Genomic DNA, 12,735 nt, shown 5'->3' with positions numbered 1-12,735 from the left:
GACTAGCATCGGCGCAGCGCGTTGCCAATGTATGACAGCGGGCAAGAGCTTGTAAAATCTAGTCGCCGAGCAAGGACCGGGTCGCGGCGACCACATCCTCCTGCCGCATCAGGCTTTCGCCGACAAGGAAGCAGCGTACTCCGGCTTCCGCAAGGCGCTGGCAATCAGTATGGCTGTTGATGCCGCTTTCGCCGACCAGCAGGCTGCCCTCGGGTGCGAGCGGAGCAAGCCGCTCCGTGGTCGCCAGATCGGTGGTGAAGGTGCGCAGATCGCGGTTGTTGACGCCGATCAGGCGCGAGGTGAGGTGTTTCGCGGCGCGCTCCATCTCCGCCTCGTCATGCACTTCGATCAGCACATCCATACCGCGTTCGAGCGCGGCTGCCTCGATTTCGCGCATTTGTTCGTCTTCGAGCGCCGCGACGATAATCAGGATCGCATCCGCGCCGATCATCCGGCTTTCGGCGATCTGCCAAGGGTCGACCATGAAGTCCTTGCGCAAGACCGGCAGCATGGTTGCTGCGCGCGCCTGCATCATGAAGCTCTCATGCCCCTGGAAATAGGGCGCGTCGGTGAGCACGGAGAGACACGCAGCACCGCCCGCCTCGTAATCCAACGCGTGCTGGTGGGGTTTGAAGTCTGCGCGAATGAGCCCCTTGGAAGGGCTCGCCTTCTTGACCTCGGCAATCAGGCCAAAGCCCGTTTGCGCCTTGGCAGCGAGAGCTTTTTGGAACCCGCGCGGCGGTGACTGCTTGGCAGCAATCCGGTCGCACTCATCGAGCGGTTTCAACGCCTTGCGGGCCGTGACTTCCTCGCGCTTGGTCGCGCAAATTTCTTTCAGCTTGTCCATCACGATGAGCCTATGCCTTTGGGGTCCTGCCGTGTCGATAGGCTTGCCCTATTTGGTTCACACGAAGCCCACAAAGACACGAAGATGTTCCGCTGCGCCGCAGGCGGAGGTTCTCAAAAGGGTTTCGCGCAGAGGACGCAGAGTTCGCAAAGAACGCGTAGATGACCTCTTCGTACTCCGCGTTCTCTGCGCGATCCCGAATAGCCTGCGGCTTCGCCGCGATTTCAGACCTCTTCGTGTCTTTGTGGGCTTCGTGTGAACCCTACTACCTCGCCGCTGCAATCCAGCATTCGAGCAATTGCTTGGCCAGCCCCTTGTCGATGGCCTCAGCCGCTTCCTCTACGCCATCGGTCCAACTCTCGACCTCGCCCGCCACCATCAGCGCGCCTGCCGCGTTGAACAGCACCGCATCGCGATAGGGCCCCGGTGCGCCGAGCAGCAGGGCTTGCAATGCTTTCGCATTATGCGCCGCATCATCGCCGCGTATGGCCTCTACCGGCGCATGGCGCAGGCCCGCATCACTCGCATCGACGCGGCGCATACGCACTTCGCGGCCCTGCACATCGGCCAGTTCATTGCCTTCGTCGAGGCTGAGTTCGTCGAGCCCCTCGTCACCCGAGACGATAAACGTCCGCTCAGTGCCCAGACGCGCCATGGCCTCGGCATAGATCGGGACATAGGCGGGGCGGGCGATCCCGATCAACTGGCGGCGCACCTTGGCGGGATTGCTCAGCGGCCCCATCAGGTTGAAAATCGTGCGGCGGCCCAGTTTCTGCCGGATAGGCTGGATACGCGCCATCGCCGGGTGGTGGTTCTTGGCAAAGAGGAAGCAGATGCCGATTTCGGCGAGGGTCTTTTCCGCCGTGCGCCCGGCGGCTTCCATGTCCAGCCCCAGCGCCTCCAGCGTATCGGCAGCGCCTGCCTTGCTGGATGCCGCGCGATTGCCGTGCTTGGCGACCGGCACGCCGCAGGCCGCGACAACAAGCGAAACCGCCGTGCTGACATTGAGCGTGTGGTGACCGTCGCCGCCTGTGCCGCATACGTCGATGGCGTTGTCGGGCGCATCAATCGGGAGCAGCCGCGCGCGCAAGGCCCGCGCCGCCCCTGCGATCTCGCCTGCACGCTCGCCACGGTCGGACAGATCGGTGAGATATTGCGCGATCTCCTCTTCCGAAGGCGCGCCGTCGAGCATCAGGCCGAAGACGCGCTCGGCCTCGTCCTCTTCCAGCGGGGTATCGACGGGGGGCAAAATCCGGCTCATGCGGCCACCTTGGCGGGCAGGCCGCAGATAGCAAGGAAATTGGCGAGCAAAGCGTGGCCGTGCTCGGTCGCAATGCTTTCGGGGTGGAACTGCACGCCGTGAATGGGCAGTTCGGCATGGCGGAAACCCATGACAGCCTCTCCCTCAAGCCCCGGCGTCTCCGCCGTTGCATTGACCAGCAGGCAGTCGGGAATGTCCTCGACAATCAGCGAATGATAGCGCGTGGCGGTGTAGGGCGAGGGCAGGCCGGCGAATACACCCGTCCCGTCATGCGTCACCAGACTCGTCTTCCCGTGCATCAACCCGCCGCGCACGACTTTGCCGCCGAAATGCTGCCCGATCGACTGGTGCCCCAGACACACACCGAGCAGCGGAGTGGCGCTATCCGCACAGGCCGCCACCAGATCAAGGCTGATCCCCGCCTCGTTCGGCGTGCACGGGCCGGGCGAGATAAGAATCCCCTTCGCCCCGCGCGCAACCGCTTCGGCAGCGGTCAGCTCGTCATTGCGAACAACTTCTACCCCCGAGCCCAGCTGCATCAGATAATGCACGAGGTTGAAGGTGAAGCTGTCGTAATTGTCGATGACGAGAATATCGCTCATTCGCCGCTCTCTGCCCGATTGCGCACGACAATCAAGGGGCCGATTTCGGGGCCATTGTCTAGGCGTTCATTGGCCGGGTCCCAGATTTGCGAGACACTGCCGTCGAGGAACAGCGCGTTATCCACGCGCAGCACGTCGCGGTAATAGCGGGCCAGCTTGCCGAAGCTCACCGGAGCCTCGCTAATGACGAAATGCGCGCGGCCGCTCGCATCGACGCCCACGGCGTTGCGGGTGCGGTAGGAGGTACCGTCGGGATCAATCTCCGGGTGCAGCTCTCCGTTCACCACCAGCATCGGGCCGGACTGGGTGGCGAAATAGGGGCGGTTCTCGACTTCCCCGGCAAAGCGCTCGGTCGAAAGCACGCGCCATCCGCCGTCTTCCTCGCCAAAGAACACGCCGTTGGGGAGCAGGTGGAAATTGCCGGGGCCTTCGTTCTGGTTGAGCACGGTAAGGCGGCGGCCTTCCTCCACGTAATAGCCGATGGGCTGGCCGTCCTCGTCAAACATTCCGGCGTTCATGGCGAAGACGACCGAGGCAGCGTCTTGCGCCAAGGCATCGTAGGAGAACACGCGCAAGGAGCGGTAAGGCGCATCCTCGCCTTCGGGCGCGAGGTCGGTGCTGACCATGTGCTGCGCAGGGTCGGCGGTGCAATGGGTGAAGGGCGTGTCTTCGAACACCACCGGCTCGCAGATCGACACCATCTCCTCGCTCACCTCGCCCTCGAAATGCAGCTCGCACGCAGCGAGGGGTATGGAGCACAGGATCAGCAGGAGCGCGCGGTCGATCACTGGCCGAACTCCGGCTCGCCCGCGATGGCGAGCGCCTCGCTCGCCGCTGCGAGCAATGCGCCCGCCTTGTGGCGGCACTCGGCAGCTTCGTAGGCGGGGTCGCTATCCGCCACCACGCCCGCGCCCGCCTGTACGTGCATCACCCCGTCCTTTACCACGGCGGTGCGCAGCACGATGCAGCTGTCGACCGAGCCATCGGGCGCGAAATAGCCGACGCCGCCGGCATAGGCTCCGCGCGTTTCCGGCTCCAATTCGGCGATGATTTCGCATGCACGCACCTTGGGCGCGCCGCTGACGGTTCCGGCGGGAAAGCCCGCGAACAGCGCATCGAGCGCGTCCTTGTCGCCCGCCAGCTGGCCGACGACATTGCTGACGATGTGCATCACATGGCTGTAGCGTTCGATGGTGAAGCTGGCGGTGACCTCCACGCTGTCAGCACCCGCCACCCGGCCCACATCGTTGCGCCCGAGATCGAGCAGCATCAAGTGTTCGGCGCATTCCTTCGGGTCGGCAAGCAGGCTCGCCTCGTTCGCCTTGTCCTCTGCCTCGGTGGCTCCGCGCGGGCGGGTTCCCGCGATTGGGCGGATGGTCACTTCGCCGTCGCGCACGCGGACGAGGATTTCGGGCGAGGAACCGACCACGGCGAAGCCGGGCAGATCGAGGAAATAGAGGAAGGGCGAGGGGTTGACCCGCCGCAGCGCCCTGTAAAGCGCGAGTGGCGGCAACGGAAACGGGCAGGTGAAACGCTGGGCGAGCACCACCTGGAAGATATCGCCCGCCGTGATGTAGTCCTTCGCGCGCAGCACCATCTCGCGGTAGCTCGCTTCGGATACCACGGGTTCGAGGGCGGCTTCGGGAAGTTCGGCAAGGCGCTGCGTTTCCGGAACCGCCTCCGCCAAGCGCCGCAGCGCCTCGTCGATCCGCTCGACCGCGCGCTCTACCTTGCCTGCCGCATCCGCACCATCGGCCCAAAGCGGAGCGATCAGGAAAAGGTCATCGGTCAACCGGTCGAACACCAGCACCAGTGCAGGGCGGGCGAACAGCATATCGGGCAGCGCCAGCTCGCTTTGCGGGGCGCGAGGGAGCTTTTCGACGAGGCCGATGGTCTCGTATCCGAAATAACCGACAAGGCAGGCGAGGGCGGGCGGGAGGCCTTCGGGCACATCGATGCGGCAGGCATTCACCAGCGCGCGCAGTTCGGTCATCGCATCGGCGGGGAGCGGTTCGAACGCCTCGCGGTCATGCCGCCACTGCCGGTTGACCTCGGCGCGTTCGCCCACGGCGCGGAACAGCAGATCGGGATCGAGACCGAGCAGCGAATAGCGCCCGCGAACCTCGCCGCCTTCCACCGATTCCAGCAGAAAATCGCCGCGCCCTTCCTCGATCAGCTTGAGCGCGCCGCCCACCGGCGTTTCGGTATCCGCGACCACGCGCCGCCAGACGAGCGTGTTGCGGCCTTCCGCCAGCGCGGCAAGCGCCTCGGCCTGATGATGGACAGCGGCGCTCAGCGAACCTGCTCCCTAGCGGCTGATAAGGCCCGTGCGGACCGCATCGATACCCGCATCATTGCGTTCGATCGCAATGCTGCGCTCCGCGCCATTGATGAATTGCTGGAGATATTCATCGCCGATCACCTGCGACAATTGCGCGGCGGTGTTGGCCACATCCTCGCTATCAAGCGCCAGTTCGGGAGTTTCGATATTGTCTAGTTGCACCACGTACCAATTGCCGGCTTCGGGCACCGCTACACGTTCGGTGGTGCCTGCTGCCATCGAGAAGAACAGAATGGTGGCGCGGGTGATACGTTCTTGCTCGGCCAGCTCGCGGCGGTTGAGATTGATCGACTGCACATTGGGCAGATCGACCTCTTCCGCGGCCACGGCCTGGGCCAACGACATTCCACCTTCGACCCGCGCGAGCACGCGCGCTGCGGCTTCGCCTGCTGCTGCCAACCCCTGTTCGCGGCGCCATGCCTCGATCAATTGCGGACGAAGTTCGGCAATCGGCGGAGCGGCGCTGCGGACAATCGATTCCACATCGAAGATAAGGAAAGCCTCTCCCGGCACCAGCTCGGTGATTTCCGGATCGCCTTCGCCAATTTCGAACGCAAAGCTGACAACGCGGGCGAGCTGCGGCGGGGCCTGTGCGGGCTGGCCATAGACCCGGCCATCGGCCAGCAGCTGCGGCGTGGTGCTGAGTTCGATGCCCAATTCCTCGGCCGCCTGCTCCAGCGTCTTGCCGCGCGCGAATTCGGCTTCGAGCCGCTCGGACACCTCTTCCAGCGCCTGCTGCACGCGTTCCTGCATCAGCGTTTCGCGGATTTCCTCGCTCGCCTGTGCCAGCGTCTTGCCGGGAATTTGCGTGACATTGTCAACGCTCAGCACATACCAGCCAAGCGAACCGCGCACCGGCCCGGCAAAATCGCCCCGATCCGCCGCATAGGCAGCGTTGGCCACAGCCTGCGAAGCGGTCGCGGCGAAATCGGCTTGCTCGACATCTTCCACCGATGTGGTGGCAAGGCCGCGCCGCTGCGCGATCTGTTGCAGGCTCGCGCCGCCCTCGGCCTGTTCCAGCACGGCGCGCGCATCGGCTTCGCTCTGCAGCACAAGCTGCGTAAAGCTGCGCCGCTCGCTGGCCTGATAGAGGACGCTGTCGGCCTCATACCGGGCCGCGATCTGTGCCTGCGTTACCGGCGGCAGGTCTGCCGCCACTTCGTCCGCGCCAAAGGCAGCGTAACGCAGGGTGCGGCGTTCGGGGCGGATGTAGCTGGCGCGGTTTTCCGCATAGAAGGCCGAAATCTGCGCGTCGGTCGGGTCACCTTGGGGCGCGAACAGATTGGCGGGGAACACGGCGGCGCTACCGCTGCGCGTCTCGTTGAGAAGCTGCGCGTAGGTGCGCGCCATGCCCAGCGGCATCCGCGCCTGATAGGAAATCGGCACCACCGTCTGACGCGCGAGCAGGCTGAGCGCCAGATCCTCGCGCACCGTCGCCTCGGTCAGGCCACGCTGGCGCAGCATGGCGCGGAAGGCCTCGGCATCGAATTCGCCGTCGAGCCCGGTAAAGCCGCCACCACTGATAATCTCCGAATTGACCAGGTTGCTTCCCGCGCGCAGCCCCATCAGCTGGGCAAACTCGGCCAATGCATTGCGGCTGAGCACTTGTTCGAGAACGTCGTCAAAGCCGCCTTGTTCGATAAAGGCCTGGAGCGACAAGGTGGGGTTCTGGCCGCGCGCCTGCTCGAAAGCGTTGGTGACGTTCTGGCTGAGATCGGATGTGGAAATCGTCCGTTCACCCACCACGGCCACACGGTCGCCACCGGCAACACCGCCGAACATCCCCGTATTCGCCACGTCGGAGCTGGCAAAGGCCAGCGCGATCAGCGCCAGAAAGCCCAGCGTGACACCGATGCCGATTTTCGACTGGAAGAAGTTGCGAAAGAAGGAAATCATAGGAAGGTTTCGATCCGGAACGAGCCCAACAGGCCATGAATGACTAAGGTACACGACAGGGCAAAGCGCAGGTGCGTCGCCCGTTATTGCCGCTCGCCATATAAGGCCTGCGACCCTATCGCAACAGGCTGCACGCAGTCGGCGAAATAATGCGAATGGCACTTTGACAAGCCTGTTACACCCGATTAGCGGGCATTGGACAGAAACGCAGCGGCGCCGCGTCCCCGTGGGACTTGTTTCGGCACCCGGCGGAATTTACAGGAATTTTGATGACGACCCGTCCTTTCATTGTCGGCAACTGGAAGATGCATGGCACGCGTTCGATGCTTTCCGAAGCGCGCGCGATCGACCGTGCGGCCGAACGGCTTATCAAGGTGGAAGTGGCGCTCGCACCGCCCTTCACGCTGATTCACGCGGTTCATAAAGAAGCGGGCCTGATCGCGGTCGGCGCGCAGGATTGCCATTCGGCGGAAAGCGGTGCGCATACCGGAGACGTCTCTGCCGCGATGGTCAAAGATGCCGGTGCCAGCTTCACAATTGTCGGCCATAGCGAGCGGCGCGCGGGCTACGGAGAAACCAACGCCCTGGTGAAGGCCAAGGCCGAAGCGGTGATTGCCGCAGGGATGAACGTGATCGTCTGTGTCGGCGAAACCGAGCAGGATCGCGCGGCGGGCAAGCACGAGGATGTCGTGGCGCGCCAGCTCAAGGGTTCCTTGCCCGAGGGCGATGGCGCGGCGGAGAAAATCACCGTGGCCTATGAACCTGTCTGGGCCATCGGCACGGGCAACACGGCAACGCCGGACGATATCGCCGCCATGCACGCCGCGATTCGCGGCAAGCTGGTAGCGCTCTATGGCGAAGCGGGCGAAGCGATCCGCATCCTTTACGGCGGCTCGGTGAATGCCGGCAACGCTGCGGAGATCCTTTCCACTGCCGAAGTGGGCGGCGCGCTTGTTGGCGGCGCCAGCCTGACGGCGGAGAGCTTCCTCGGCATTATCGTTGCCGCCGCCGAGCGCGACGAGGCCTGATCGCAGACGGGAGACGCGGCCACTCGCCCCTTGTGGTATGTGGCTGCAGCGCCTAAATGCGCCCCCAGTTTTACTACCCTTTCTGATTGACTGACCGAACCATGGCTAATCTGTTCAACTTCCTCCTCGTCATCCAGGGGCTTGTCGCGGCCACGCTCGTTGGCCTTGTGCTGATGCAGCGTTCCGAAGGCGGCGGCCTTGGTATTGGCGGTGGTGGAAGCCCGGGCGGCGTTATGTCGGCACGGGGCGCAGCAAACTTCCTCAGCCGTGCGACCAAATGGTCGGCGGTGATTTTCGTGGTGCTGGCGATCGTGCTCGCGGGTCTTGCGCCAACCGTCATGGGCGGCGGCGAGCTGGAAAGCACGCTCGATCGTTCGACCGCAGCCAGCGATGCCGCTGTTCCGGCGGGGGCGGAGGCCGCTCCGGCCCCGGCTACCGGTGAAGCCGAGGCTGCACCGGCCGAAGACGATCCGCTGGCAGACGTCGCCGAGTAGGCGCTCCTCCAACTTATCCATCATTAATCGCGTTGTGGCGGTGAAAACCGCTGCAATCCGCTTGCCCCGAATCCGAAACGAGGCTTAAGGCTCTCCTCCCATGGCGCGGTATATTTTCATCACCGGCGGCGTGGTTTCCTCGCTTGGCAAAGGTCTCATGGCAGCCTCATTGGCGGCCCTTTTGCAGGCGCGTGGCTACAAGGTCCGTATCCGGAAATTCGATCCTTATCTCAATGTCGATCCGGGCACGATGAGCCCGTATCAGCATGGCGAAGTGTACGTCACCGATGACGGGGCGGAAACCGATCTCGACCTTGGTCACTATGAGCGGTTCACCAACGTCTCCGCCCACCAAAACGACAATATCACTTCGGGCCGTGTCTACCGCGACATCATCGCCAAGGAACGGCGCGGCGATTATCTGGGCGCGACGGTGCAGGTGATTCCGCACGTCACCGATGCGATCAAGGCGTTCGCGCTCGCCGATCAGGGCGATCATGATTTCATCCTGTGCGAAATCGGCGGCACGGTGGGCGACATCGAGAGCCTGCCCTTCATGGAAGCGATCCGCCAACTCAGGAACGAGCTGGAGCCGGGGCAAACGCTCTCGGTCCACGTAACGCTGGTGCCCTATATCAAGGCGGCGGGCGAGCTGAAGACCAAGCCGACCCAGCACTCGGTGCGCGAACTTGCCGCGCTGGGCATCAAGCCAGACGTCTTGCTGTGCCGCTGTGAACACCCGCTGCCCGATAGCGAGCGGCAGAAAATCGCCAATTTCTGCAATGTGCGCAAAGAGTCCGTGATCCCCGCGCTCGATGCCAGCAGCATCTATGCCGTGCCGCAGCAATATCACGAGGAAGGGCTGGACACCGAAGTGCTGCGCCATTTCGGTATGCTCGGCACCTCCAACCCGCCAGACATGGCGCGCTGGGCAGACGTGGTCGATCGCTACGAAAATCCTGAGGGCGAAGTCACCATCGGTGTGGTCGGCAAATATGTCGGCCTGCCCGATGCCTACAAGTCCTTGAACGAAGCGCTGATCCACGGTGGCATGGCCAACCGCACCAAGGTCAATATCAAATGGATCGATGCGGAGATCTTCGAAGGCGACGACGCCGATATCGCCGCGCAGCTGGAGCCGATGCACGGCATTCTGGTGCCCGGCGGCTTTGGCGACCGGGGCAGTGAGGGCAAGATTGCATCGGTCCGCTTCGCGCGCGAGCGCAAGGTTCCCTTCCTCGGGATTTGCCTGGGGATGCAGATGGCCTGCATCGAAGCCGCGCGCGATCAGGGGATTACGGCAGCTTCTTCAACCGAATTCGGGGAAACCAGCGAGCCGGTTGTCGGCATCATCACCGAATGGATGAGCGAAGAGGGGCTGCAAACCCGCTCTGCCGAAACCGACCTTGGCGGCACAATGCGGCTGGGCGCCTATCCGGCCAAGCTGGCGGGCAACAGCCATGTCAGCGGCATTTATGGCGGCGCGGAAGAAATCAGCGAACGCCACCGCCACCGCTACGAAGTCAACTCCGCCTATATTGAACGACTGGAGGCTGGAGGGCTGATCTTCTCCGGAATGTCGCCCGACGGCCTATTGCCGGAGATTGTCGAGCGGCCCGATCACCCGTGGTTTGTCGGCGTGCAATTCCATCCCGAATTGAAGAGCCGCCCGTTCGATCCGCACCCGCTGTTTTCGGGCTTCATCGCCGCTGCGCTGAAGCAATCACGACTGGTGTGATCCGCTATGCTTAACATGAATATTACAAACGCCACCGTTTTGTAACAAATCACTTGCGCGTTGCACCTGCGAAATAGTAACAAACGAGAACAGGCTGTGTGGGGGAAGCCGCATTCTCACCTTTGAGGGAAGGGGAGGGATGCCGCGTAATTTCTGCGTCAGTTTGAACAACCGGATTCGACCGGCCGTGCGCGGAAAAGCAAAGGCTTTTCAAGCGGCGACGGCGTGGTCTTGCGGTGGGAAATAGGCTGTCTCTTGCGACCCGGATAGCCCGTTTCCCGCGCGAGTCGGCGTTACAAACGTCGAGGGGGCGGGTTTTAGCGGACCCGCCCCCATAGTTTCATCCTGAGGCAGGATTTTCCGGCGTCAGGCAGCGGCCTGGTCGCTGTCCTTCTTGTCGCCGTCGACAATTTCCAGCGTGTTGCCGCCAATCGCAATTTTCTTGGGCTTCATCGCCTCGGGCACTTCGCGCACCAGATCGATCACCAGCAGGCCATCTTGCAGATCGGCGTTCTCGACGCGGACATAATCGGCCAGTTCGAAGCGGCGCTCAAACCCGCGATTGGCGATGCCGACATGGAGCATTTCGCCGCCATCGGTGGCCTCGTCGCGCTTCTTGCCGATCACGGTGAGCAGGTTCTGCTGGGCGGTGATGTCGAGATCGCGCGGGCGGAAACCGGCCACGGCAATGGTGATGCGATAGGCATCTTCGTGGCGGCGCTCGATATTGAAAGGGGGGTAGTTATCGCCCGCATTGCGCGCATTGTTCTCGAGCAGGTCAAACAGACGGTCGAAGCCAACGGTAGAACGGCGATAGGGGGTCAAATCAAAACGGTTCATTGCAACAAATCCTCTTTTGAGCAATTTGGACATAAATGCGGGCCCGTAAGCGGCACCCGCGATGGAAGAGATAGGCTGGTGTGGCACGGATTCAAGTGTGCTGGCTGGCGATGGGAAAGCGAGCGAAGCGGTGAGCGAAGCAAAGGTCGAAATCTACACAAAGGCATGGTGCGGCTTCTGTATGCGCGCCAAGCGATTGCTCGATAGCAAGGGCGTTGATTACGTCGAGTATGACATCACCATGGGCGGCGCCAAGCGTGACGAGATGATGGCGCGCAAGCCCGATGCTATGACGGTGCCGCAGATCTTTATCGATGATACACCGGTCGGCGGATCGGACGATCTTGCCGCGCTGGAACGCGAAGGCAAGCTGGACGCGTTGCTGGGCCTGTAATGCCGAAAATCGCGCTCCTGCAGATGAATTCGGGCGTGAGCCCCGATGCCAACGCGGCGGTCATCTGCGACGCCATTGCGCAGGCGGCGGGGCAGGGGGCCGGGATGCTCTTCACCCCCGAAATGGCCGGGCTGCTCGACCGAAAACGAGATCGTGCCAGCGCGAACATCACAGCCGAGGAAGCAAGCGCTCTGGTCGCAAGCGTGCGCGAAGCGGCGGCGGAGCATGGAATTGCGGTCACGCTAGGCTTGCCGGTTCTACGTGAGGACGGGGGCTGGGCGAACCGCAGCCTGTTGATCGACGCAAACGGAGCCGTCGCCGCCCGCTATGACAAGATCCATATGTTCGATGTCGATCTGGAAAGCGGCGAGAGTTGGCGCGAAAGCAATGCCTATGTGGCAGGCGAAGAGGTTGTCACCGTCAACTCACCCGTCGGCTTGCTGGGCCTCACAACCTGCTACGATGTCCGCTTCCCCGCGCTGTGGGACGAGCTCGGCCGCCGCCGCTGCGATGCCATCGCGGTGCCCGCCGCTTTCACCGTGCCCACCGGCAAAGCGCACTGGCACACACTCCTTCGCGCCCGCGCCATCGAAGCGACCGCTTTCATCATTGGCGCTGCGCAGGTCGGCAAGCATGAGGACGGGCGCGAGACTTACGGCCATTCGCTGGTCGTCGATCCGTGGGGCGAAGTGCTGCTCGATATGGGCGGGGAAGGGCCGGGGCTGGGCTTTTGCGATATCGACCTGTCGCGCATTGACGAGGTGCGCCGCCAAATTCCCAGTCTTGCCAACAAACGCGAAATCCCTAGATCGCCGCTGCCATGATCGTGTTCGACCTCTCCTGTGACGTGGGCCATCGTTTCGAAGGCTGGTTCGGCTCGTCCGACGACTTCGCGCAGCAACGCGAGAGCGGGAAGCTCGGCTGCCCGGTTTGCGGCTCGGCGAAGGTCGACAAGGCACCCATGGCGCCGGCGGTCGGCAAGAAAGGCAACCAGCTTGCGCCGAAACCCGTGGCCGCGAGCGAAGCGGTGGCTCCGGTTGCCAACGCGCCCCTGCCTCCTGAAGTCGCACAAGCGATGGAGAAACTGGCAGAGGCGCAGGCCAAGGCGCTCAAGGACAGTACATGGGTCGGCCGCAAATTCGCCGAGGAATCGCGGGCGATGCATTATGGCGAACAGGCCCACGCCCCGATCCATGGCGAGGCGAGCCCCGAAGAGGCGAAGGCTTTGCTGGAGGAAGGCGTGCCGGTGGCGCCGCTACCGTTTCCGGTTGCTCCGCCCGACAAACTGAATTGA

General features: G+C 63.3%; 13 protein-coding genes. 6 read left to right on the top strand and 7 right to left on the bottom strand.

Translation table 11 applies throughout. From position 1 onward, the window contains the following. Positions 1–58 precede the first annotated feature (58 nt). From trpC to ACS0VV_RS06335, 6 genes are all read right to left on the bottom strand, one after another. On the bottom strand, positions 59–847 hold the full coding sequence (gene trpC / locus ACS0VV_RS06360) for an indole-3-glycerol phosphate synthase TrpC (protein WP_483531884.1): 789 nt from the start codon (positions 845–847) through the stop codon (positions 59–61). Between the two features lie 265 nt (positions 848–1,112). Next, on the bottom strand, positions 1,113–2,108 hold the full coding sequence (gene trpD / locus ACS0VV_RS06355; protein WP_483531883.1) for an anthranilate phosphoribosyltransferase: 996 nt from the start codon (positions 2,106–2,108) through the stop codon (positions 1,113–1,115). Continuing rightward, complete coding sequence (locus ACS0VV_RS06350; protein ID WP_483531882.1) at positions 2,105–2,710, bottom strand: anthranilate synthase component II; 606 nt, start codon at positions 2,708–2,710, stop codon at positions 2,105–2,107. Before ACS0VV_RS06350 ends, trpD begins: the two co-directional genes overlap by 4 nt. Continuing rightward, positions 2,707–3,498, bottom strand: coding sequence for a phosphodiester glycosidase family protein (locus tag ACS0VV_RS06345; RefSeq protein WP_483531881.1), 792 nt, complete (start codon positions 3,496–3,498; stop codon positions 2,707–2,709). Before ACS0VV_RS06345 ends, ACS0VV_RS06350 begins: the two co-directional genes overlap by 4 nt. Beyond that, on the bottom strand, positions 3,495–5,006 hold the full coding sequence (trpE, locus tag ACS0VV_RS06340) for an anthranilate synthase component I (protein ID WP_483533508.1): 1,512 nt from the start codon (positions 5,004–5,006) through the stop codon (positions 3,495–3,497). The genes ACS0VV_RS06345 and trpE overlap by 4 nt, the downstream gene beginning before the upstream one ends. Positions 5,007–5,018: 12 nt before the next feature. After that, positions 5,019–6,947, bottom strand: coding sequence for a peptidylprolyl isomerase (locus tag ACS0VV_RS06335; RefSeq protein ID WP_483531880.1), 1,929 nt, complete (start codon positions 6,945–6,947; stop codon positions 5,019–5,021). A gap of 269 nt (positions 6,948–7,216) precedes the next feature. On the opposite strand from ACS0VV_RS06335, the gene tpiA reads away from it, so the two are divergent. From tpiA to ACS0VV_RS06320, 3 genes are all read left to right on the top strand, one after another. Next, the gene (gene tpiA, locus ACS0VV_RS06330; RefSeq protein WP_483531879.1) at positions 7,217–7,975 is read left to right on the top strand and encodes a triose-phosphate isomerase; all 759 of its coding nucleotides are present in this window, start codon (positions 7,217–7,219) and stop codon (positions 7,973–7,975) included. A 110-nt stretch (positions 7,976–8,085) separates the two neighbouring features. Further along, positions 8,086–8,469 (top strand): preprotein translocase subunit SecG, encoded by a 384-nt coding sequence (gene secG, locus ACS0VV_RS06325; RefSeq protein ID WP_483533507.1) that lies wholly within the window; start codon positions 8,086–8,088, stop codon positions 8,467–8,469. A gap of 100 nt (positions 8,470–8,569) precedes the next feature. Continuing rightward, positions 8,570–10,207: a CTP synthase gene (locus ACS0VV_RS06320; protein ID WP_483531878.1), complete on the top strand. Its 1,638-nt coding sequence runs from the start codon at positions 8,570–8,572 to the stop codon at positions 10,205–10,207. A 366-nt stretch (positions 10,208–10,573) separates the two neighbouring features. Here the strand turns inward: ACS0VV_RS06320 and ACS0VV_RS06315 are convergent, their stop codons facing one another. After that, positions 10,574–11,047, bottom strand: coding sequence for an Hsp20 family protein (locus tag ACS0VV_RS06315; protein WP_483531877.1), 474 nt, complete (start codon positions 11,045–11,047; stop codon positions 10,574–10,576). A 130-nt stretch (positions 11,048–11,177) separates the two neighbouring features. Here ACS0VV_RS06315 and grxC point away from each other — a divergent pair, with 130 nt between their 5' ends. The 3 genes from grxC to ACS0VV_RS06300 are packed head-to-tail and all read left to right on the top strand — an operon-like array spanning position 11,178 to position 12,735. Next, positions 11,178–11,441 (top strand): glutaredoxin 3, encoded by a 264-nt coding sequence (grxC, locus tag ACS0VV_RS06310; RefSeq protein WP_483533506.1) that lies wholly within the window; start codon positions 11,178–11,180, stop codon positions 11,439–11,441. Then, positions 11,441–12,265 carry a carbon-nitrogen hydrolase family protein gene (locus tag ACS0VV_RS06305; RefSeq protein ID WP_483531876.1) on the top strand — a complete coding sequence of 275 codons (825 nt, stop codon included), beginning with the start codon at positions 11,441–11,443 and terminating at the stop codon, positions 12,263–12,265. Before grxC ends, ACS0VV_RS06305 begins: the two co-directional genes overlap by 1 nt. After that, positions 12,262–12,735 (top strand): DUF1178 family protein, encoded by a 474-nt coding sequence (locus ACS0VV_RS06300; protein ID WP_483531875.1) that lies wholly within the window; start codon positions 12,262–12,264, stop codon positions 12,733–12,735. Before ACS0VV_RS06305 ends, ACS0VV_RS06300 begins: the two co-directional genes overlap by 4 nt.

It is taken from the genome of Aurantiacibacter sp. KMU-128 (genome assembly GCF_056933515.1).
Note: the sequence above shows the minus strand (reverse complement) of the source record. Positions and strands in the feature narration are given on the sequence as shown.